The following is a 21,158-nucleotide window of genomic DNA, read 5'->3' on the forward strand; positions in this document are numbered from 1 at the left end:
GCAAATACATGACTGGCCCTTACCCGCCCGAATACGGCGCTGGACCGGTCGGCCCGCAAATGTATGGCCCCCAACCATATCCGGAGAATGTGCCATCGCCGTACCCCTCGATGCTGCCACCGCCACTGCCATATCCGAAACGGCGGTGGGTCAAACCCGTCCTCGCGGTGGTGGCTGCCGTGGTGGTGATCGCCGCGATCATCGCCGCGATCGTGTTGGCGTCGCGCAACGACAGCGGTTCGGGTCACAGCGCTTTGACCGAGTCGTCGGCGAAGGCGGCGATTCAGGAGTACCTGGACGCCCTGTCGAAGGGTGACGACCAGACCGTCGCGCGGCACACGCTGTGTGGGCTGTACGACTCGGTCAAGGAGCGTCGCTCCGATCTGGCGCTGGCGAACCTCAGCAGTGACGCCTTCCGCAAGCAATACAGCCGCGCCGAGGTGACGTCGATCGACAAGATGGTGCTCTGGTCACCCAATCAGGCGCAGGTGCTGTTCACCATGAAGGTCGCCCCGGCGTCCGGGTCGACACGCGGCCAGACGCCGAGGGACGGTGAGGAACAGGCCGTCGCACAACTGCTGCACCAGGACAACGAAACCCTGGTCTGCTCCTACCTGCCGCGAACGGCGGGCCAGTACTAGCTCAGTTGAACGAGTCGCCGCAGGCGCAGGAGCCGGTGGCGTTCGGGTTGTCGATGGTGAAGCCCTGCTTCTCGATGGTGTCGACGAAGTCGATGGTGGCGCCCTGGACGTAGGGTGCGCTCATCCGGTCGACGGTCAGGTTGACGCCGCCGAATTCCGCGGTCAGGTCGCCGTCGAGGGACCGGTCGTCGAAGAAGAGGTTGTAGCGCAGGCCAGCGCAACCGCCCGGCTGGACTGCGATGCGCAGCGCCAGGTCGTCACGGCCTTCCTGATCCAGCAGCGCCTTGGCCTTGGCGGCAGCGGCATCGGTCAGGATGACGCCGTGCGTGCTGGTGGCCGTCTCGTCCTGAACAGTCATTGCTTCTCCCCTGTACATGTTCGTGGGCAGACCGTTGGGTCCACACCATCAACGGTACCTTGTTCGCGGCCTATTCCCGAGTTATCCCCAGGTCGCTGCGGTCGCTTCGGCCAGGCTTTCCAGCTGGTTCGCCGCGTCCTCGATGGCCAGTTCGACAGAACCCGCGTGGTCGGCAATCGAGTGCGCCGCCGCGATGCCCGCATCGGCCAGCGCCGCGTCGTCCAGCGTGACCTGCCCGGCAAGCACGAGCACCGGGATCTGGTGCGACCGGGCGCCCGCGGCGAGAGCGCTGACCACTTTGCCGTGCAGCGACTGGTCGTCGAACCGGCCCTCGCCGGTGATCACCAGTTGCGCCGCGGCGACGTCGTCGGCCAGTCGGGTGTGCTCGGCGATCACCGCGGCGCCCGATTCCCGGCGGCCGCCCAGCGCGAGCAGCCCGGCGCCGAGGCCCCCGGCCGCACCCGCGCCTGGTTCCTCACTGACCGGTCTGCCTGCCGCGGCGTTCAGTTCCACCGCCCAGTCGCTCAGTCGCTGCTCGAGTACCCGCACGGTGTCGGGATCGGCGCCCTTCTGCGGGCCGAACACCGCCGCGGCGCCCATCGGCCCGAGCAACGGATGCTCGACGTCGGTGGCGGCAATGAGCTCGATGTCGGCCAACAGCTCGCGGCCTTTGGCGAGTCCGCCGAGTTCTTCGATCATGCCCTTTCCGCCGTCGGTGCAGCTGCTGCCGCCCATGCCGACGACGATCCGCCCCCCGCCTGCGGCCACCGCCGCCGCGATCAGCTGACCGACTCCGCGGCTGTGCGCGGCCAGCGCGGTCTGCACCGTCGGCGGGCCGGGCAGCAGGGCCAGCCCGCACGCCTGCGCGCATTCGATGTAGGCCGTCCGCGGCGGGGCCGGATCGAGCACCCATTCCGCGCACACCTCGTCAGTCAGCGGGCCGCTCACCCGCGCGCTGTGCACCTCACCGAACCGGCTGCCCAGCACCCGGACGAAACCCGGGCCGCCGTCGGACTGCGGCGCCAGGGTGAGCGCGTCACCGTCGCGGGCGCGACGCCAACCGCGTGCGATGGCCTCGGCGGCCTGCACCGCGGTCAGGCTGTCGCCAAAGCTGTCGGGGGCGATCAACACCTGCACCACGGCAGACTAATCTGGCACACGTGAAACTGCTGGGCCGCAAGAAGGACAACCCGGACTCGGACAAGGGCCTCGACGAGGTCGCATCCGAAGCCGAGACCGGCTCGCAGCGCACGGGCACCACGGCGCCGAAGGGCAAGCCGACCCCCAAGCGCAATCAGGGCAGGCGCGGCCCGGTGGCTCCGGCGCCGATGACCGCGGCCGAGGCGCGGCGCCGTCGCAAGGAGATGGGCGCGAAGCTGAGCCGCGAGGAACGCAAGGCCGAGCGCCTCGCCCGCCGCGCCGACATGGCCGAGCGCCGCGAGAAGATGATGGCGGGTGAGGACGCCTACCTGCTGCCGCGGGACAAGGGTCCGGTGCGGCGCTACGTCCGCGACGTCGTCGATTCCCGCCGAAATGTGCTCGGCCTGTTCATGCCTTCGGCACTGGGCCTGATCTTCATCATGCTGGCGGTGCCGTCCCTGCAGGTTCAGCGGCTGCTGTCCCCCGCCATGCTGGTGCTGGTCCTGATCATGGTGATCGATGGTTTCTGGGTGGGCCGCAAGGTCAACAAGCTGGTCGACGCCAAGTTCCCCGACAACACCGAAAGCGGTTGGAAACTCGGCTTTTACGCCGCCAGCCGCGCCTCGCAGCTGCGCCGGATGCGTGCCCCGCGGCCGCAGGTCGAGCGCGGCGCCAAGGTGTCCTGACCGCCCGTGCGGACACTGGTGCTCGGGGGTATCAGGTCGGGTAAATCACGGTGGGCGGAGTCGGCGGTCGCCGATTCGGCTGGTGGCGGGCGGCCCGTGCGCTATCTGGCCACCGGCGCACAGCACCACGACGATGCCGAATGGTCCGCGCGCATCGCAGCGCATCGGGTCAGGCGCCCGGCGCACTGGGAAACCGTCGAAACCGTCGAGGTGGCAACACAACTGCGGACTGACGGCACCATTGCGACGTTGGTCGACGACGTCGGCGGCTGGCTGACCGCGACAATGGATCGCCGCGACGCGTGGACCGCGGGATCCGTCGACGACGACGTGGCCGATCTCGTCGACGCGGTGCGGGCGTATCCCTCGCTGCTCGCGCTCATCAGCCCGGAGGTGGGTTTGACGGTGGTACCGCCGACGGCGGCGGGCCGACGGTTCGCCGACGAGTTGGGCACCCTGAACCAGCGGTTGGCGCAGGTGTGCGATCGCGTGGTGCTGGTGGTCGCGGGCCAGCCATTGACTGTGAAGGCGCCGTCGTGACCGAATTCGACATCACTGCACCCGATCTCGACGCGGCCGCGGCGGCGCGCGCCCGCCAGGACCGGCTGACCAAACCGCCCGGCTCACTCGGCAGGCTCGAAGACCTGTCGGTGTGGGTGGCGGCCTGCCAGGGGGTGTGCCCGCCGCGGCAGTTCACACGCCCGCGGGTGGTGGTCTTCGCCGCCGACCACGGCGTCGCTTCCGCGGGCGTATCGGCCTACCCGGCGGAGGTCACAGCGCAGATGGTGGCCAACTTCGACTCGGGCGGCGCGGCCATCAACGTGCTCGCCGAGGTCGCGGGCGCCAGCGTCCGGGTGGTCGACATCGCGGTGGACACCGACGAACCGCGCTCGCCGTCGATCGGCGCGCACAAGGTGCGGCGCGGCAGCGGCAACATCGCGGTCGAGGATGCGCTGAGTCCCGAAGAGGCGACCGCCGCGATCCAGGCGGGCCGCAGCATCGCCGACGAGGAGGTGGACTCCGGCGCCGACCTGCTGATCGCAGGCGATATGGGCATCGGAAACACCACGGCGGCAACGACTTTGATCGCGGCGCTGACCAACGCCGAACCCGTCGCCGTGGTCGGCAGGGGCACCGGCATCGACGACGCAGGCTGGATACGCAAAACCGCCGCGGTTCGCGACGCACTGTATCGGGCCCGCAAGTTCACCTCGGATCCTGTTGCGTTGCTTCAGGTTTGCGGTGGCGCCGACTTCGCTGCGATGGCCGGGTTCTGCGCGCAGGCCGCGGTCCGCCGCACGCCGGTGTTGCTCGACGGTGTGGTGGTGACAGCGGCTGCACTCGTGGCCGACAGGATGGCGCCGGGCGCACAGCAGTGGTGGCAGGCCGGACACCGGTCGACCGAACCCGCGCACACGCTGGCGTTGCAGCACCTCCAGCTCGAACCGATCGTCGACATGCGGATGCGGCTCGGCGAGGGCACCGGCGCCGTGGTCGCGCTGCCCATCGTGCGGGCCGCCGTCGCCGCACTGGCGTCGATGGCGACGTTCGACGAGGCGGGCGTCAGCACGTGATCCGCTCGGTCACAGGCGCATTGGCGTTTGCGACCGTCCTGCCCGTGCGCAGCTCGGCCGGCGTCGGCCGCGGCGTCATCACTGCGCTGCCCGTCGTCGGTTTGGCACTCGGGGCGTTGGCGGGTGCAACCGTGTGGGTCTCGTCGTCGGTGTTCGGCGCGGGAAATCCGCTCGTCGGCGTGCTGGTGGTGGCGGTCCTGTTGCTCGTCACCCGCGGCCTGCACATCGACGGGCTTTCCGACACCGCCGACGCACTGGGTTGTTATGGGCCGCCGGAGCGCGCGCTCGCTGTGATGCGCGACGGTTCCGCGGGACCGTTCGGAGTGGCCGCCGCGGTGGTGGCGATTCTGCTTCAGGCCTTGGCGTTCACCGGACTCGGCGTCGTCGCGGTGATCGTCGCCGTGGCGGCCGGACGGGTGGCCGCGGTCGCGGCGTGCAGGCGTTCAGTGCCTGCGGCTCAGGGCAGTTCGCTCGGCGGCCGGGCCGCCGGAACCCAACCGGTCGCGGTGGTGCTGGTTTGGGTGACCGCGGTCGCGGCGCTGGCGGTACTGGCGGATTCGCGACGGTGGCAGGGCCCGGCGGCCGTCGTCGTCGCGTTGGCATGCGCGATGGTGCTCGTCGCGCATTGCGTCCGCCGGTTCGGCGGGATCACCGGCGACGTGCTCGGTGCCGCCGTCGAGGTGGCGACGACGGTGGCCGCCGTCGGATTGGCCGCGGGAAGCGGTTAGCGCGGTTAGTGTCCTGCTGTGAGCACGTTGTCGGTGGATCTGCGGACGTTGAGCTACGAAGCGTTCATCTTCTTCTATCCGCTGGTGATCATGGACGTCACCCGCACGCAGACCATCAACACGCCGCAGGACACCAAGCCCGGCTTCGGCCCACCCAACACCTTCCACCACGTCCGCGAATATCCGACCGCGGACTTCCGCTCGGTGGTGCGGCCGAATTTCGACACCCTGTACTCGTCGGCGTTTCTGGACCTGACAGCAGGCCCAATGATGCTGACCGCACCCGACACCGAGGATCGGTACTACCTACTGCCGATGCTGGACATGTGGACCGACGTGTTCGCCTGCCCTGGCAAGCGCACGACGGGCACCGATGCGCAGCGGTTCGTCATCACCGGTCCGGGCGATCCCGGCGAACTGCCCGAGGGCGTACCCGTGCTCGAGGCGCCTACCCCGTATGTGTGGCTCATCGGCCGTACACAGACCAATGGGCCCGACGACTACGCCGCCGTCCACAAGGTGCAGGACGGCCTGACCCTGGCACCGCTGCGCGAAAACCCGCAGCACCGCATCGATCCCGACGTCGACACCACCACCGAACCGCTGCGGGTGGTCAACGGCATGGGTGCGCTCGCGTACCTGACGTACGCGGCGCAACTGCTGGCGGTCAACCCACCGCACGCCACCGACTACGCGATCCTGGCGCGGCTGCGTCATCTCGGAATCGAGCCCGGTAAGCCGTTCGACGCCAACCGTTTTGACGCCCGCCAACAAGCCGAGATACAGGCAGGCCGCGACGACGCATTCGCAGCGTTGATGGCCGCGGCCCCCGCGCTGGCGCCCAGCGTCAATGGCTGGATGACGATGACCGACACCGTCGGCGTGTACGGCAACTCCTATCTGCGGCGCGCCGCGGTCGCCTTGGTGGGCCTTGGCGCCAACCAACCCGAGGACGCGGTGTACCCGCTGCTGACCGCCGACGCCGACGGCCGGCCGTTGACCGGGGACCGCAGCTACGTCCTTCACTTCGAGGCCGACGAACTGCCGCCGGCGTATGCGTTCTGGTCGGTGACGATGTACGACGCCGAGGGTTACCAGGTGGCCAATGAGCTCAACCGGTTCGCCATCGGTGATCGCGATCAGTTGGCCTACAACGCGGACGGCTCGCTGGACCTCTATCTGCAACACCACAGCCCCGGGCCCGATCGCGAATCGAACTGGTTGCCCGCGCCGTTGGGCCCACTGGGCGTGACGATGCGGCTTTACGCACCGAAACGTGAGGTCATCCTCGGTCGGTGGCATCCACCCGCGGTCCGCAACATCAGTTAGCTGACCCGCCCGAACGGCACCGCCGCCGCCGCGTCCGCCCTCGGCCTCACGAGGGGCTGGTCGGCTAGGACAGCCGGGCCATCCAGCCGTGCGTATCGGCGAACATGCCACGCTGGATGCCGGTCAACGTGTCGCGCAGGGCCATCGTGATCTCCCCCGGTCCGCCGTCGGCGATGGTGAATTCGCCGTCACCGTACTTGACCCGGGCGACCGGGGTGATCACCGCCGCGGTGCCGCACGCGAACACCTCGGTGATCTCGCCCGCCGCGACCTTCTTCTGCCACTCCTCGACGTCGATCTTGCGTTCCTCGACCGCGAATCCGGCGTCAGTTGCCAACTGCAGCAAGGCATCCCGCGTCACGCCTGGCAGGATCGACCCGCTCAGCTCGGGGGTGACCAGCCGGGCCGTTCCGCCGCTGCCGAACACGAAGAACAGGTTCATCCCGCCCATCTCTTCGACGAAGCGGCGCTCGGCGGCATCGAGCCACACCACCTGATCGCAGTCGTTCTCGATGGCCTGCGCCTGGGCCAGCAGAGACGCGGCGTAGTTGCCGCCGAATTTGGCCGCGCCGGTGCCGCCGGGGCAGGCGCGCACGTATTCGGTCGACAACCAGACGCTGACCGGTTTGATGCCGCCCTTGAAGTAGGCCCCCGCGGGCGAGGCGATCACCATGTAGCGGTATTCGTTGGCGGGCCGGACCCCGAGACCGGGCTCGGTGGCGAAGACATACGGCCGCAAGTACAGCGACTCCTCGCCGCCCGCTGGCGGCACCCACGGCTCGTCGACGGCGATCAGCTGCCGCAGCGACTCGATGAACACCTCTTCGGGCAGTTCGGGGATGGCGAGCCGACGCGCCGACGCGCGCAACCGCCTGGCGTTGGCCTCCGGCCGGAACGACACGATCGACCCGTCGGCCCAGCGGTAGGCCTTGAGTCCTTCGAAGATCTCCTGGGCGTAGTGCAGCACGATGGCCGACGGGTCCAGTTCGATCGGCCCGTAGGGGATCACCCGCGCGTTGTGCCAGCCTTTGCCCTGCGCCCAGTCGATGGACACCATGTGGTCGGTGTGGAATTGGCCGAACGGCGGATCGTTCAGGATCGACGCCCGTACCTCGTCGGTCACCGGGTTCGCATTGCGCTCTACGGTGAATTCGAGGGGGCCGTCGGTCATGCAGCGATTGTATATCCGTTAGCTACCGGGTTTTTGCCGCGACGAACGGGGGCTTCACCACTTCGCATTCGACGCTTCGGCCGCGAACGTCCACCGCGACGTGCTGACCGTCGGCAACGGTCGTGCCCTTTACGTCAGTGTCGATCAACGCCAACGCGATGCCCACCTTCAAGCCGGGAGAAAACGTTCCCGACGTCGTCACCCCGATTTGCGTGTCGCCGTCGAGCACCGCGAGGTCGGGCCGCAGCACCCCGCGCCCGACCGCGCGCAGGCCGCGCAACTTCCGCTTCGGGCCTGCCTGCTTCTCGGCCAGCAGCGCGTCGCGACCCCAGAACGCGTCCTTCTTCCACCCGACCGCCCATCCGCACCCCGCCTGCAGCGGCGAGATCTCCAGGGACAACTCGTGGCCGTGCAGCGGATAGCCCATCTCGGTGCGCAGGGTGTCGCGTGCGCCAAGCCCGGCAAGTTCACCGCCGGCCGCGCCGACCGCGTCGACGAGCGCGTCGAAGACTACCTGGCAGGTGTCCCACGGCGGCAGCAACTCGTACCCGTGCTCTCCGGTGTAACCGGTACGGCACACGCGCACCGGCACGCCGCGGAACTCCGCGTCGACGTATTCCATGTAGTCCATGTCGGTCGGCAGCCCCAGCCCGCCGAGCACGTCCGTCGACTTCGGGCCCTGCACGGCCAGCACCGCGTACGACCGGTGCTCGTCGGTGACCGTCACGCCTTGCGGTGCACGTTCCTGCAGCGCGGCGACGACGGCAGGCGTGTTGGCCGCGTTGGGCACCAGGAAGATCTCGTCGTCGGAGACGTAGTAGGCGATCAAGTCGTCGATCACGCCGCCGGATTCGTTGCAGCACAACGTGTATTGCGCCTTACCGGGTCCGATGCGGCGCAGGTCGTTGGTGAGCGCGGAGTTGACGAACTCGGCTGCGCCGGGCCCGTGCACCAGGGCCTTGCCGAGGTGGCTGACATCGAACAGGCCGACCGTGGTCCGCGTCGCGGTGTGCTCGCTGACCGTGCCCGCGTACGACACGGGCATCAGCCAGCCCGAGAATTCCGCGAAACTCGCGCCGAGTTGCCGATGCCGTTCCTCGAGGGGGCCGTGCAGAACTTCGCTCACGCCGAACCACCCTAGTGGGAAGGTCCGCGCTGGCAGACTCGGGTGCGTGGTCGATTTCGACGCGCTGGAGGCTGCCGGTATCGCCAATGCCCGGCAACGGGTCGGCCTCATCGAGTATCTCGACGGTCTCGGGTTCACGGCCGACGAGATGGTCGAGGCCGAGCGCCGGGGCCGCCTGTTCGGCCTGGCTGGTGACGCGCTGCAATGGTCGGGCCGCCCGATTCACACGCTGCACAGCGCCGCGGCGGCGCTCGGTGTGTCCGACGACGAGTTGGTGCACGCGTGGGAGGCGCTCGGCCTGACGTTGGCCGATCACGACACTCCGTCATTGAGCCAGGCCGACGTCGACGGACTGGCCGCGTGGGCGACGCTGCGGAAAGTCACCGGCGAGGACGCGGCGCGGAACTTCCTGCGGGTGCTCGGTGCGTCGATAGCCCGCCTCGCCGAGGCCAGCGGATCGATGATCCGGATCGCACAGCCCGAACTGATGATGACGCACACCCAGGACGAGCTCACCACCGCGGTGGCCTACCGCTCCGTCGCCGAGCTGGTGCCGGGCCTCACCGCACTGATGGACTCGGTGTTCCGTCATCAGATCACAAGTGCCAGAGCGTATTTCGAAGGTGTCATCAGCGACGCCACCGCAAACATCACGTGCGGTGTCGGGTTCGCGGACCTGTCCGGATTCACCGTGTTGACGCAGCGGCTCACGCCTGCCGAATTGTCGGACCTGCTCGTCGAGTTCGGCGGCGCCGTCAGCGACGTGGTGCACGCCGACGGCGGGCGCGTAGTCAAGTTCATCGGCGACGAAGTGATGTGGGTGACGGCGCGGCCGGAGTTGCTGGCCAAGGTCGCCGTCGACCTGGTCGAGTACCCGCGAGCGCGCGAGGCCGGTTTGCAGGTACGCGCCGGGCTCGGCTACGGCTCGGTGCTGGCGCTGGGCGGCGACTATTTCGGCACCCCGGTCAACCTGGCGGCCCGCCTGGTGGCGGCCGCCGCTCCAGGCCAGATCCTGGCATCGAGCGACGTCCGAGACGAGCTGCCGGACTGGTCAGCCATCCCACAGGATCCGTTGGTGCTCAAGGGCTTCGACGAGCCGGTGATGGCCTACGACCTGCACGTCAGCCGCTGAGGGCTAGGGTATGGGCTCGTGAGCCCTGCAACCCCTGGATACCAAGCCCCCGCGGTCACCGTCGCCTCGTCACTTCCGAAACGCACGAAAGGCTCGACGGTGTTGATCGTGCCGGTCGTCAGCGGCCAGGATGACGACGCCACCGCGACCGTCGTCGGCAACCCGTTCCTCGACGCCGAGGCCATCGCCGAGATCGACGTCGCGTTGCGGGCGCTCGGCGCGAAGGGCGGCACCGATCAGGTCACCCGGGTGGTCGCGCCGTCGCTGCCGGTGGACAGTGTGCTCGCGGTCGGACTCGGCAAGGAGCGCGACGACTGGTCCGCCGAGGCGATCCGCCGTGCCGCCGGGGTGGCGGCACGTTCGCTCAACGGCACCGAGTCGGCCATCACAACGCTGTCGGATCTGGACCTGAGCGCGACGATCGAAGGCCTGATCCTCGGCGCCTACCGGTTCACCGATTTCCGCAGCGCCAAGACCGCGCCGAAGGACGCGGGGCTGCAGGAGATCACAGTGCTGACGGCCGACACCAAGGCCAAGACCAACGCGGCGGCGGAACGCGCCACCGACATCGCCGCCGCCGTGGCCACCGCGCGCGACTTCGTCAACACCCCGCCGAGTCACCTGTTTCCGGCCGAATTCGCCGAGCGGGCAAAGGCTTTGGGCGAGGCCGCAGGCCTCGAGGTGGAGGTGCTCGACGACAAAGCACTTGCCAAGAACGGCTACGGCGGTGTAATCGGCGTAGGCAAGGGTTCGTCGCGCCCGCCGCGGTTGGTGCGCTTGTCCCACAAGGGCGCCAAGCGCAAGGGCAAGAAGGTCGCGCTGGTCGGTAAGGGCATCACGTTCGACACCGGCGGGATCTCGATCAAGCCCGCGGCCAACATGCACCACATGACGTCGGACATGGGCGGTGCGGCGGCGGTGATCGCCACCGTCGTGCTGGCGGCCAAGCGGGGGCTGCCGCTCGACGTGATCGCAACGGTGCCGATGGCCGAGAACATGCCGTCGGCGACAGCGCAGCGCCCCGGCGATGTGCTGACCCAGTACGGCGGCATCACGGTCGAGGTGCTCAACACCGACGCCGAGGGCCGGTTGATCCTGGCCGACGCGATCGTCCGCGCATGCGAAGACAGTCCCGACTACCTGGTCGAGACGTCGACGCTGACCGGCGCGCAGACGGTGGCGCTTGGCGCGCGCACGCCGGGGGTGATGGGCAGTGACGAGTTCCGCGACCGCGTCGCAAAACTGTCGCAGGCGGTCGGCGAGAACGGCTGGGCGATGCCGCTGCCCGAGGAGTTGAAGGACGACCTCAAGTCGACGGTGGCCGATCTGGCCAACGTCAGCGGATCACGGTATGCGGGCATGCTTGTCGCGGGTACCTACCTGCGTGAGTTCGTCGCCGACGGCGTGCAGTGGGCGCACATCGACATCGCGGCCCCGGCGTACAACACCGGCGGGCCGTGGGGCTACACCGGCAAGGGGGGCACCGGTGTGCCGACGCGCACCATGTTCGCGGTGCTGGAGGATATCGCCGAGAACGGCTGAGCTATATCACGCTGGCGCGCGCCGAACTGCGCATCGCCTGCGGCAGCACGTGCGCGACGGCGTAGACGAAGTAGGCCTCCGGCGTCACCGGCCGGATCGGCTTGTTCTTCTTCACCGCGGACACGATCGCCTTGGCCGCCTTGTCGGGCCCGTATCGGCGTGCGGCGAAAGCCTTTTCGATCTGCGCGCGTCGCGCGTCCACCTTGTCCCGCTTGGCGGCGGGCACGTCGAAGCGCGTGGTGTGCACGATGTTCGTGTCAATCACACCCGGGCACACCGTCGTCAGCCCGACGTCCGCCCTGTCCAATTCGGCGCGCAGGCAGTCGCCGAACATGAACACAGCGGCCTTGCTGGTGGAGTAGGCGTTCATCGACTGCTGCGGTGAATAGGCAGCCATCGACGAGATGTTGACGATGTGGCCGCCGGTGCCGCGGTCGACGAGGCGACGGCCAAAAGACCTGCAGCAGTTGACGACTCCGCCGAAGTTGATCGCGAGCACTCGGTCGAACTCCTCGCGCGGAGTGTCGAGGAACATGCCGGCGTGGCCCACACCGGCGTTGTTGACCACGACATCCGGCACACCGTGCTCGGCGCTCACCCGGTCGGCGAACTCCTCGACGGCGTCGGCGTCCGACACGTCAAGGGTGTAGGCATGCGCCACTCCCCCGCGCGCGGCGATCTGGGCGGCGGTCTCCTTGACGGTGGCCTCGTCGATGTCACTGATCACCAGTTCGGCGCCCTCCAGGGCGAACGCCAACGCGGTCGCACGGCCGATTCCGCTACCCGCACCGGTCACCGAAACCAATGTGTCGCCGAAGTATTCGCGCCGACGGCCGACCTCCGCGCGCAGCAGCGCTCGTGCGGAGCGCTTGCCTTCCAGGTGGTCGACCAACTCGTGCACCGACGTGGTGATCATGGGCGCGTGCGACATCGGGGCCCAGTGTCCGGCCTTGATGTCGCGACGCCACAACCGGGGCACCCAGTTCCTGAGTTCGTCGTACACCCATGGACGCACGAACGGATCCCTGGTGTTGACGATTACCTGCACCGGGACGTCGACGTAATGGTCGGAACGGCCCGAGCGCATCGCGCGGAAGTAGTTGGCGCCGTAAACCTTCATGCTGTTGACGGCGTCGGACTTGTAGGTCGGCGAGTGGTGCAACTGTTCGGCGGGAATGCCGTCGCGAACCGTCAGCGCCCGCTTGATGCCGTCGGCCAGGAACAGGCGCACCACCAGCGGCGCCAGCACGGGAACCGAGAAGAAGCCCATGTACGAGAAGCGCATCAGCTGACTCAACGCCCTGAGGAACCGGCGCGGACGGTACGGCCGCTTGAGATTGCCGATGATGAACCGGTTCATGTGATCGGAGCTCGGGCCCGATAGCGACGTGAACGACGCGACGTGTTCGCTTGCGCCAGAACGGGACAGGTACTCCCACATGCCCGCCGAACCCCAGTCGTGAGCCAGCACGTGCACCGGCTGACCCGGCGCCAACGCATCGATCACCGCGGCGAAGTCGTCGGCGTAGTCGGCCATCGTGTACGACGAAACAGCGGTGGGCACACTGGATTTCCCCACGCCGCGGTTGTCGTAGCGGATGATGCGGAAGCGGTCGGCCAGCAGCGGCACCACCCCGTCCCACAGGAAGTGCGAGTCGGGCCAGCCGTGCACCAGCACAAGGGGCGGGCCTTCGGGATTGCCTTCTTCGTAGACGGCGATGCGTACCCCGTCAGTGCTGTCGACGAACCGCTCGATTGTCTGGTCCATGACACCTCCGCACAGTTAGTGGGACCGCGGGTACCGTATCAGCCCGTCAACCCTCGAGTTCTTCGCGTATCGCGCGCTGACGCTCGATCCGCCTGCGGGCGTCGTAGTCCCGCATCCGCTGCGGATAGCCCACCTTCTGGACGTCGTAGACCGGAATCCGGAGCCGTTCGCTCAACCGGCGGGCGCCCGCGTCGCCCCCTGCCCGGCGGCGGGTCCACTCCCCGTCGGCGGCGACCAGGACGACGGTGACGTCGGTGACCGTGGTCCTCGGCTCGACGAACGCCTCGACACCAGTGTGTGTGGCCACCCAGTTCTGCAGGTAGCGCAGGTCGGCAGCGGGGTCAGTGGCTGCTGCGCCCCGCGCCTGGCGACCACGACGAAACCTGTCGAACAGTCCCACCTGGAGTCGGCTCCTTCACTCTCACCACCATCGATAGTGCCAGAGCTTCGAGTCCCCAGGTCCGAGGCGAGCAGAGCATCAAGACGTGACAGGATGGGAACCGACAATCGAGCCGTTACGACGAGGAGTCGAAAACACTATGGCCATCTCTGTTCAGATGCCCGCACTCGGTGAGAGCGTCACCGAGGGCACTGTCACCCGCTGGCTGAAGCAAGAGGGCGACACGGTCGAACAAGATGAGCCCTTACTCGAGGTGTCCACGGACAAGGTCGACACCGAGATCCCCGCACCCGCCGCGGGCGTGCTGACCAAGATCATCGCGCAGGAAGACGACACCGTGGAGGTCGGCGGCGATCTCGCGCTGATCGGCGAGGCAGGCGAATCAGACGGTCAGGCCGAGGCCCCGGCCGCCGAAGCGCAGGAGAAGCCCGCCGAAGAGCCCGCGGCGCAGCCCGAGCCCGCGGCCGAGGAGCAGGAGGCCCCCGAGGAGCAGGAGGCCCCCGAGCCAGAGCCCGCCAAGCCCGCCGCCCAGTCGTCCGGCGGTGGCGAGGCCACTTCGGTCAAGATGCCCGAACTCGGCGAGTCGGTCACCGAGGGCACGGTGACGCGGTGGCTGAAGAAGGTCGGCGATTCGGTCGAGGTCGACGAGCCGTTGGTCGAGGTGTCCACCGACAAGGTCGACACCGAGATTCCCTCGCCCGTCGCAGGCACGCTGCTGTCCATCACCGCCGAGGAGGACGATGTCGTACCCGTCGGCGGTGAGCTGGCCAAGGTCGGTGAGGCGGGTGCGGAGGCTGCCGCAGCCCCCGAGCCAAAGCCCGAACCGAAGCCGGAACCGAAGCCCGAACCCAAACCCGAACCGGCGGCCGAGGCCAAGCCCGAGCCGAAACCCGAACCCAAGCCGGAGCCCAAACCCGAACCCAAACCGGAGCCCAAGCCCGAACCCAAACCCGCCGCCGCGCAGGCACCATCCGGTGACGGCTCCCCGTACGTGACCCCGCTGGTGCGAAAGCTTGCCGCGGAGAACGACATTGACCTCGCATCGGTCAAGGGCACCGGCGTCGGCGGCCGGATCCGCAAGCAGGACGTGCTCGCCGCCGCCGAAGCCAAGAAGGCTCCCGCCCAGGAACCCGCGGCAGCACCGGCCGCCGCCGCACCCGCCAAGCCTGCCGCGGCGGCGCCTGCACCCGCCCTGGCGCATCTGCGGGGAACCACGCAGAAGGCCAACCGGATCCGGCAGATCACCGCGAAGAAGACCCGCGAATCCCTGCAGGCCACAGCGCAATTGACGCAGACCCACGAGGTCGACATGACCAAGATCGTGGCGCTGCGCGCAAAGGCCAAGAGCGACTTCGCCGAACGCGAAGGCGTCAATCTGACGTATCTGCCGTTCATCGCCCGCGCGGTGATCGATGCGCTCAAGATCCACCCGAACGTCAACGCCAGCTACAACGAGGAAACCAAGGAGATCACCTACTACGACGCCGAGCACCTCGGCTTCGCAGTCGACACCGACCAGGGTCTGCTGTCTCCGGTGATCCACAATGCCGGCGACCTGTCGCTGGGCGGACTGGCGCGGGCCATCGCCGACATCGCGGCGCGGGCCCGGTCGGGCAACCTCAAGCCCGACGAACTGTCCGGCGGCACGTTCACGATCACCAACATCGGCAGCCAGGGCGCCCTTTTCGACACCCCGATCCTGGTCCCGCCGCAGGCGGCGATGCTGGGCACTGGCGCGATCGTCAAGCGTCCGCGGGTGATCTCCGACGAGTACGGCAACGAGTCGATCGGCGTGCGGTCGGTGTGCTACCTGCCGCTGACCTACGACCACCGCCTGATCGACGGGGCCGATGCCGGACGCTTCCTCACCACGATCAAGCGTCGCCTCGAAGAGGGCGCCTTCGAGGCCGATCTTGGCCTGTAGACAGTCGTGACCAACGCCGTCATCGCGATCGCGGGGTCCTCGGGACTGATCGGGTCGGCCTTGGTCTACGCGTTGCGGGCCACCGACCGCAAGGTGATGCGCATCGTTCGGCGCGCGCCGTCCAATGCCGACGAGGTGTTCTGGAACCCCGACACTGGTGAGTTCGACTCAAGCGCCCTGACCGGGGTCGACGCCGTCGTCAACCTGTGCGGCGTCAACGTCGGCGAGAAACGATGGTCGGGCGCGTTCAAACAGAGTCTGCGCGACAGCCGCATCGGGCCGACGGAGGTGCTGTCGACGGCGGTGGTAGAGGCCGGTGTCCCGACGCTGGTCAACGCCAGCGCCGTGGGCTATTACGGTGACACCAACGGCCGGGTCGTCGACGAAACCGCGCCTGCCGGAACAGGTTTCATGGCACGCCTGTGTCAGGACTGGGAAGCGGCGACGGCGGTGGCCGAACAGGACGGCACCAGGCTGGTGCTGGCCCGCAGCGGGCTGGTGCTGGCCCGTGCGGGCGGTCTGCTGGGTCGGATCAAGCCGCTGTTCGCGCTCGGGCTCGGCGCGCGCCTCGGTGACGGACGCCAGTACATGCCGTGGATCAGCGTCGAGGACGAGGTCCGCGCGCTGTTGTTCGCGATCGACCACGACGAGCTGTCCGGCCCCGTGAACCTGACCGGACCGGCACCCGTGACCAACGCCGAGTTCACCACCGCGCTCGGGCGCACCATGAACCGGCCGACGCCGTTAATCGCGCCCGGGTTCGCGCTGCGCGCAGCGTTCGGCGAGTTCGCCGACGAAGGGCTGCTCGCGGGCCAGCGGGCCATTCCGACGGTGCTGGAGCGCGCCGGTTTCGAGTTCCGGCACAACACGATCGGTGAGGCGCTGGCGTTCGCGACGGCGAGGAACCGTGACGCGTAGCGTTGATGCCGTGGCGTCATCGATCCGGTCGACGACAACCCCGGTCGAGGTGCGGCGGCTGGGCACCGTCGACTACCAGACGGCCTGGCAACTGCAGCGCGAACTCGCCGACGCCAGGGTGGCCGGGGGCGCCGACGCCCTGCTGCTGCTGGAGCATCCGTTCGTCTACACGGCTGGTAAGCGCACGCTGCCCGAGGAAAGACCCAGCGCGCCCGACACTCCTGTCATCGACACCGACCGCGGCGGCAAGATCACCTGGCACGGCCCCGGGCAACTGGTCGGCTACCCGATCATCGGCTTGGCTGAACCGCTCGATGTGGTGAATTTCGTTCGGCGCCTTGAAGAATCGATCATCAAGGTGTGCGCCGGGCTGGGCCTGTCCACCGGCCGCGTCGAAGGCCGCTCCGGGGTGTGGGTGCCTGCCGACGGACGGCGCCCGGCGCGCAAGATCGCGGCGATCGGCATCCGGGTGTCGCGCGCGACTACGTTGCACGGGTTCGCGCTGAACTGCGACTGCGATCTGTCCGCCTTCGACGCGATCGTGCCCTGCGGCATCTCGGACGCTGGCGTGACGTCGTTGACCGCCGAATTGGGCCGCCGGGTGACCGTCGACGACGTGTTGACCCCGGTGGCCGAGGCCGTGTGTGACGCGCTCGACGGCCGCCTGGTAGTAGCGTTGACGTAGTGACGGTCGCTCCCGAATCCAATGTCGCCGGCCCACCGGCTCCGGAAGGCAGAAAACTCCTGCGTCTCGAGGTCCGTAACGCCGAGACGCCGATCGAGCGTAAGCCGCCGTGGATCAAGACCCGCGCCAGGATGGGTCCGGAGTATCAGGAACTCAAAGCGCTGGTCAAGCGTGAGGGCCTGCACACGGTGTGCGAGGAGGCGGGTTGTCCGAACATCTTCGAATGCTGGGAGGACCGCGAGGCCACCTTCCTGATCGGCGGTGAGCAGTGCACCCGGCGCTGCGACTTCTGCCAGATCGACACCGGTAAGCCGGCCGAACTCGACCGTGACGAACCGCGGCGGGTGGCTGAGAGCGTGGCCGCGATGGGGTTGCGGTATTCGACGGTGACCGGGGTGGCCCGCGATGATCTGCCCGACGGCGGCGCGTGGCTGTACGCCGAGACGGTGCGCGCGATCAAGGCGCTGAACCCCAACACCGGGGTGGAGTTGTTGATCCCGGATTTCAACGGCGAGCCTGCGCTGTTGAAGGAGGTGTTCGATGCGCGCCCGGAAGTGTTGGCGCACAACGTTGAAACGGTGCCGCGCATCTTCAAGCGGATCCGTCCGGCGTTTCGCTACGAGCGCAGCCTTGCGGTGCTGACCGCGGCCCGCGACGCCGGGCTGGTCACCAAGAGCAACCTGATCCTGGGCATGGGTGAGACGCCCGAGGAGGTGCGCACCGCGCTGGCCGACCTGCACCAGGCGGGCTGCGACCTGGTCACGATCACCCAGTACCTGCGTCCCTCGGTGCGCCACCACCCCGTCGAGCGCTGGGTCAAACCAGAAGAGTTCGTCGAGCACGAGGACTTCGCCAAAGCCCTCGGGTTCGCCGGAGTGCTCGCCGGCCCCCTGGTCCGATCCTCGTATCGGGCAGGCAGGCTGTACGCGCAGGCGGTCGCGGCCCGGCCCGTATCCTGAAGTAATGGCGAAAACCCGCAATCCCGATCAGGTCAAGGCCGCCAAGGCCGAGGCCAAGGCGGCGCGCAAGGCGGCCTCCAAACAGCGGCGCAGCCAGTTGTGGCAGGCGTTTCAGATTCAGCGCAAAGAGGACAAGCGGCTGCTGCCGTACATGATCGCCGCATTCGTGCTGATCGTGGGCGCTTCAGCTGCCTTCGGGGTGCTCGCGGGCGGTCTCACCGGCTACATGATGATTCCCCTCGGCATCGTGCTCGGTGCGCTGGTCGCGTTCATCATCTTCGGCCGCCGCGCGCAGAAGTCGGTTTACCGCAAGGCCGAAGGCCAGACCGGCGCCGCGGCGTGGGCGCTGGACAACCTGCGGGGTAAGTGGCGCGTCACCCCCGGTGTCGCCGCCACCGGTCACTTCGACGCGGTGCACCGGGTGATCGGCCGCCCCGGCGTGATCTTCGTCGGCGAAGGATCGGCCGCGCGCGTCAAACCCCTACTGGCGCAGGAGAAGAAGCGCACCGCACGGCTGATCGGCGACACCCCGATCTATGACGTGATGGTCGGCAACGGCGAGGGCGAGGTCCCGCTGTCCAAGCTCGAACGGCACCTCACGAAGCTGCCCGCGAACATCACGGTGAAGCAGATGGACGCACTCGAGTCGCGACTCGCTGCGCTGGGCACCAAGGCCGGCCCTGCCGCGATGCCCAAGGGTCCGCTGCCGACGCAGGCCAAGATGCGCAACGTGCAGCGCACAGTGCGCAGACGCTGACTATCGCCGCACGACGGCCGTATTCGTCACCTTGTCTTGTAGGCCCCGCAGGTCGGAGTCGGTGATCAGCGGCGGGATGACCACCGCGATCAGCACGCCGCGGACCAGGGCCCGGCCGAAGCCGACGTCCTGACGGTTGTCGACCGGCACCACCATCAACCCCAATGCGTACTGGCCCGGGGTGAAGCCGAACAGTCGCAGCGACACCGAGCCCAGCACGAACCAGACGATCAACACCGCGGTCGACAGCCACGACATCGACACCAGCCCCAACGACATGGCCAGCGCCGCCAGCCCGTAGGCGATCAGCCAGTCGACGAACAGCGCGGCGATCCGCCTGCCCATCCTCGCAAGCGATCTGGGGCCCGATTGCGGCAAACCCAGCCGCTGGCCCGGATACTCACTGGGTGCTTGGCCCTGACTGCCGCCCTCCGAAGACGGACCCGACAGCCAGGACCCGATCTCGCGAGCCATACTGTCAGGATAAGCGGGGCCCCGGTTGGAAGAAGCGGGCCCATCGGCCGCCGCTGCAGGCAAATTGCGTAACGTCCGCGCAACATGCGGTTGACGACCGTGCAACATCGTGTCCATAGCGTCAACCCGCGGGTTTACCAGATATAAGGAGAGTTCTCAGTGGCAGAAAAGACCGCCGACGACATCATCAAGCAGATAAAGGACGAAGACGTTGCTTACGTCGACATCCGGTTCTGCGATCTGCCCGGTGTAGTCCAGCACTTCTCGGTCCCGGCTTCGGTGTTCGACGAGAGCGTGTTCGAGGACGGGCTGGCGTTCGACGGCTCGTCGGTGCGCGGCTTCCAGTCGATCCACGAGTCCGACATGATGCTGCTTCCGGACCCCGACACCGCACGAATCGACCCGTTCCGCGCCGCCAAGACGCTGAACCTCAACTTCTTCGTGCACGACCCGTTCACCCGTGAGGCGTACTCCCGCGACCCGCGCAACGTGGCCCGCAAGGCGGAAAACTACCTGGCGAGCACCGGCATCGCCGACACCGCGTACTTCGGCGCGGAGGCCGAGTTCTACATTTTCGACTCGGTGTCCTTCGATTCGCAGATGAACGGCACGTTCTACGAGATCGACTCCGAGGCAGGATGGTGGAACACCGGGGAGCCGTTCGAGTCCGACGGCAGCGCCAACCGCGGCTACAAGGTCCGGCCGAAGGGCGGCTACTTCCCGGTCGCACCCTACGACCACTACGTCGACCTGCGCGACGAGATGTGCACCAACCTGCAGAACGCGGGCTTCGTGCTGGAGCGCGGTCACCACGAGGTGGGCACCGCGGGCCAGGCCGAGATCAACTACAAGTTCAACACACTGCTGCACGCCGCGGACGACTTGCTGTTGTTCAAGTACATCATCAAAAACACCGCGTGGCAGGCAGGCAAGACCGTCACCTTCATGCCGAAGCCGCTGTTCGGCGACAACGGTTCGGGTATGCACTGCCACCAGTCATTGTGGAAGGACGGCAGCCCGCTGTTCCACGACGAGTCGGGCTACGCCGGACTGTCGGACACCGCACGCCACTACATCGGCGGCATCCTGCACCACGCACCGTCGCTGCTGGCGTTCACCAACCCGACGGTGAACTCCTACAAGCGCCTGGTGCCGGGTTACGAAGCCCCGATCAACCTGGTGTACAGCCAGCGGAACCGCAGCGCCTGCGTCCGCATCCCGATCACCGGCAACAACCCGAAGGCCAAGCGTCTGGAGTTCCGTTGCCCGGACAGCTCGGGCAACCCGTACCTGGCGTTCGCGGCTATGATGATGGCCGGCCTGGACGGCATCAAGAAGAAGATCGAGCCGCAGGCGCCGGTCGACAAGGACCTCTACGAGCTGCCGCCGGACGAGGCCGCCAACATCCCGCAGGCGCCCACGTCTCTGTCGGCGGTGATCGACAAGCTCGAGGAGGACCACGAATACCTCACTGAGGGCGGCGTTTTCACCGAGGACCTGATCGAGACCTGGATCTCGTACAAGCGTGAGAACGAGATCCTTCCGGTGCAGATCCGGCCTCACCCGTACGAGGTCGCGCTGTACTTCGACGTGTAGACAATCGGTTCAACGAACGCGGGGCGGAGGGTCACCTCCGCCCCGCGTTTCGCTTGCATCCGCGAAGACCTGTCGGCACGAATCATGCTGTCAGATAGGGAAACGCCCGATTCCTCGCGACCGGCTAACCCCTAGCGTCATTCCTCGGGGGGAGCCGCGGGGGGGGGGGGGGGGGGGGGGGGGGGGGGGGGGGGGGGCGCCCCCCCCCGGCCCCCCGGCCCGCCCCGGGGGGGGGGCGCGCCCCCCTCCC

21 protein-coding genes are annotated in these 21,158 nt (G+C 68.1%); 14 read left to right on the forward strand and 7 right to left on the reverse strand.

The genetic code is table 11. From position 1 onward, the window contains the following. The first annotated feature begins 8 nt into the window (after window positions 1–8). Window positions 9–641: a hypothetical protein gene (locus A5724_RS08470; RefSeq protein WP_067799194.1), complete on the forward strand. Its 633-nt coding sequence runs from the start codon at window positions 9–11 to the stop codon at window positions 639–641. 1 nt (window position 642) lies between these two features. Here the strand turns inward: A5724_RS08470 and A5724_RS08475 are convergent, their stop codons facing one another. Beyond that, a complete protein-coding gene (locus A5724_RS08475) occupies window positions 643–999 on the reverse strand; it encodes an iron-sulfur cluster assembly accessory protein (protein WP_067799197.1) in 357 nt (118 codons plus the stop codon). A gap of 81 nt (window positions 1,000–1,080) precedes the next feature. After that, entirely contained in the window at window positions 1,081–2,136 is a 1,056-nt protein-coding gene (locus A5724_RS08480; protein WP_067799284.1) for a glycerate kinase, read from the reverse strand. A 23-nt stretch (window positions 2,137–2,159) separates the two neighbouring features. On the opposite strand from A5724_RS08480, the gene A5724_RS08485 reads away from it, so the two are divergent. Genes A5724_RS08485 through A5724_RS08505 form a run of 5 tightly spaced genes read left to right on the forward strand, consistent with a single transcriptional unit; the run spans window position 2,160 to window position 6,456 of the window. Continuing rightward, the gene (locus A5724_RS08485; RefSeq protein ID WP_067799200.1) at window positions 2,160–2,825 is read left to right on the forward strand and encodes a DUF3043 domain-containing protein; all 666 of its coding nucleotides are present in this window, start codon (window positions 2,160–2,162) and stop codon (window positions 2,823–2,825) included. Between the two features lie 6 nt (window positions 2,826–2,831). Further along, window positions 2,832–3,365 (forward strand): bifunctional adenosylcobinamide kinase/adenosylcobinamide-phosphate guanylyltransferase, encoded by a 534-nt coding sequence (locus tag A5724_RS08490; RefSeq protein WP_067799203.1) that lies wholly within the window; start codon window positions 2,832–2,834, stop codon window positions 3,363–3,365. After that, on the forward strand, window positions 3,362–4,399 hold the full coding sequence (gene cobT, locus A5724_RS08495) for a nicotinate-nucleotide--dimethylbenzimidazole phosphoribosyltransferase (protein WP_067799206.1): 1,038 nt from the start codon (window positions 3,362–3,364) through the stop codon (window positions 4,397–4,399). Before A5724_RS08490 ends, cobT begins: the two co-directional genes overlap by 4 nt. Further along, the gene (locus tag A5724_RS08500; protein ID WP_067799209.1) at window positions 4,396–5,127 is read left to right on the forward strand and encodes an adenosylcobinamide-GDP ribazoletransferase; all 732 of its coding nucleotides are present in this window, start codon (window positions 4,396–4,398) and stop codon (window positions 5,125–5,127) included. Before cobT ends, A5724_RS08500 begins: the two co-directional genes overlap by 4 nt. A gap of 18 nt (window positions 5,128–5,145) precedes the next feature. Further along, window positions 5,146–6,456 (forward strand): DUF1254 domain-containing protein, encoded by a 1,311-nt coding sequence (locus A5724_RS08505; protein WP_067799212.1) that lies wholly within the window; start codon window positions 5,146–5,148, stop codon window positions 6,454–6,456. 64 nt (window positions 6,457–6,520) lie between these two features. Here the strand turns inward: A5724_RS08505 and A5724_RS08510 are convergent, their stop codons facing one another. Both A5724_RS08510 and gcvT read right to left on the reverse strand, forming a co-directional pair. After that, entirely contained in the window at window positions 6,521–7,627 is a 1,107-nt protein-coding gene (locus A5724_RS08510; protein ID WP_067799215.1) for a branched-chain amino acid aminotransferase, read from the reverse strand. Between the two features lie 22 nt (window positions 7,628–7,649). Further along, complete coding sequence (gene gcvT / locus A5724_RS08515; RefSeq protein WP_067799218.1) at window positions 7,650–8,753, reverse strand: glycine cleavage system aminomethyltransferase GcvT; 1,104 nt, start codon at window positions 8,751–8,753, stop codon at window positions 7,650–7,652. 46 nt (window positions 8,754–8,799) lie between these two features. On the opposite strand from gcvT, the gene A5724_RS08520 reads away from it, so the two are divergent. Together A5724_RS08520 and A5724_RS08525 are read left to right on the forward strand one after the other, a co-directional pair. Next, entirely contained in the window at window positions 8,800–9,885 is a 1,086-nt protein-coding gene (locus A5724_RS08520) for an adenylate/guanylate cyclase domain-containing protein (RefSeq protein WP_067799221.1), read from the forward strand. A gap of 18 nt (window positions 9,886–9,903) precedes the next feature. Continuing rightward, window positions 9,904–11,427, forward strand: a complete 1,524-nt coding sequence (locus A5724_RS08525; RefSeq protein ID WP_067799224.1) for a leucyl aminopeptidase — start codon at window positions 9,904–9,906, stop codon at window positions 11,425–11,427. A 1-nt stretch (window position 11,428) separates the two neighbouring features. On the opposite strand, the gene A5724_RS08530 is transcribed toward A5724_RS08525, so the two are convergent. Then, window positions 11,429–13,195, reverse strand: a complete 1,767-nt coding sequence (locus A5724_RS08530) for an SDR family oxidoreductase (protein WP_067799227.1) — start codon at window positions 13,193–13,195, stop codon at window positions 11,429–11,431. A gap of 46 nt (window positions 13,196–13,241) precedes the next feature. Next, window positions 13,242–13,595, reverse strand: coding sequence for an oxidoreductase (locus A5724_RS08535; protein WP_067799230.1), 354 nt, complete (start codon window positions 13,593–13,595; stop codon window positions 13,242–13,244). A gap of 139 nt (window positions 13,596–13,734) precedes the next feature. On the opposite strand from A5724_RS08535, the gene sucB reads away from it, so the two are divergent. The 5 genes from sucB to A5724_RS08560 are packed head-to-tail and all read left to right on the forward strand — an operon-like array spanning window position 13,735 to window position 18,838. Further along, a complete protein-coding gene (sucB, locus tag A5724_RS08540) occupies window positions 13,735–15,519 on the forward strand; it encodes a 2-oxoglutarate dehydrogenase, E2 component, dihydrolipoamide succinyltransferase (RefSeq protein WP_067799237.1) in 1,785 nt (594 codons plus the stop codon). A 6-nt stretch (window positions 15,520–15,525) separates the two neighbouring features. Next, entirely contained in the window at window positions 15,526–16,437 is a 912-nt protein-coding gene (locus A5724_RS08545) for a TIGR01777 family oxidoreductase (RefSeq protein WP_067799240.1), read from the forward strand. Window positions 16,438–16,447: 10 nt separating this feature from the next. Then, entirely contained in the window at window positions 16,448–17,122 is a 675-nt protein-coding gene (gene lipB, locus A5724_RS08550; protein WP_067799242.1) for a lipoyl(octanoyl) transferase LipB, read from the forward strand. Continuing rightward, a complete protein-coding gene (gene lipA, locus A5724_RS08555) occupies window positions 17,122–18,081 on the forward strand; it encodes a lipoyl synthase (protein WP_067799244.1) in 960 nt (319 codons plus the stop codon). The genes lipB and lipA overlap by 1 nt, the downstream gene beginning before the upstream one ends. Window positions 18,082–18,085: 4 nt before the next feature. Continuing rightward, the gene (locus A5724_RS08560; protein WP_067799247.1) at window positions 18,086–18,838 is read left to right on the forward strand and encodes a DUF4191 domain-containing protein; all 753 of its coding nucleotides are present in this window, start codon (window positions 18,086–18,088) and stop codon (window positions 18,836–18,838) included. On the opposite strand, the gene A5724_RS08565 is transcribed toward A5724_RS08560, so the two are convergent. Then, window positions 18,839–19,312, reverse strand: coding sequence for an RDD family protein (locus A5724_RS08565; protein WP_067799249.1), 474 nt, complete (start codon window positions 19,310–19,312; stop codon window positions 18,839–18,841). It lies immediately after the preceding gene. 159 nt (window positions 19,313–19,471) lie between these two features. On the opposite strand from A5724_RS08565, the gene glnA reads away from it, so the two are divergent. Next, window positions 19,472–20,908 carry a type I glutamate--ammonia ligase gene (glnA, locus tag A5724_RS08570; protein WP_067799250.1) on the forward strand — a complete coding sequence of 479 codons (1,437 nt, stop codon included), beginning with the start codon at window positions 19,472–19,474 and terminating at the stop codon, window positions 20,906–20,908. Window positions 20,909–21,158 lie beyond the last annotated feature (250 nt).

It is taken from the genome of Mycobacterium sp. ACS1612 (assembly GCF_001667505.1).
GTDB lineage: Bacteria > Actinomycetota > Actinomycetes > Mycobacteriales > Mycobacteriaceae > Mycobacterium.

Coding starts and splice junctions, on each gene's coding strand:
- A5724_RS08470 (WP_067799194.1), top strand. CDS start 9: ATGACTGGCCCTTACCCGCCCGAATACGGCGCTGGACCGGTCGGCCCG.
- A5724_RS08475 (WP_067799197.1), bottom strand. CDS start 999: ATGACTGTTCAGGACGAGACGGCCACCAGCACGCACGGCGTCATCCTG.
- A5724_RS08510 (WP_067799215.1), bottom strand. CDS start 7,627: ATGACCGACGGCCCCCTCGAATTCACCGTAGAGCGCAATGCGAACCCG.
- A5724_RS08530 (WP_067799227.1), bottom strand. CDS start 13,195: ATGGACCAGACAATCGAGCGGTTCGTCGACAGCACTGACGGGGTACGC.
- sucB (WP_067799237.1), top strand. CDS start 13,735: ATGGCCATCTCTGTTCAGATGCCCGCACTCGGTGAGAGCGTCACCGAG.
- A5724_RS08560 (WP_067799247.1), top strand. CDS start 18,086: ATGGCGAAAACCCGCAATCCCGATCAGGTCAAGGCCGCCAAGGCCGAG.
- A5724_RS08565 (WP_067799249.1), bottom strand. CDS start 19,312: ATGGCTCGCGAGATCGGGTCCTGGCTGTCGGGTCCGTCTTCGGAGGGC.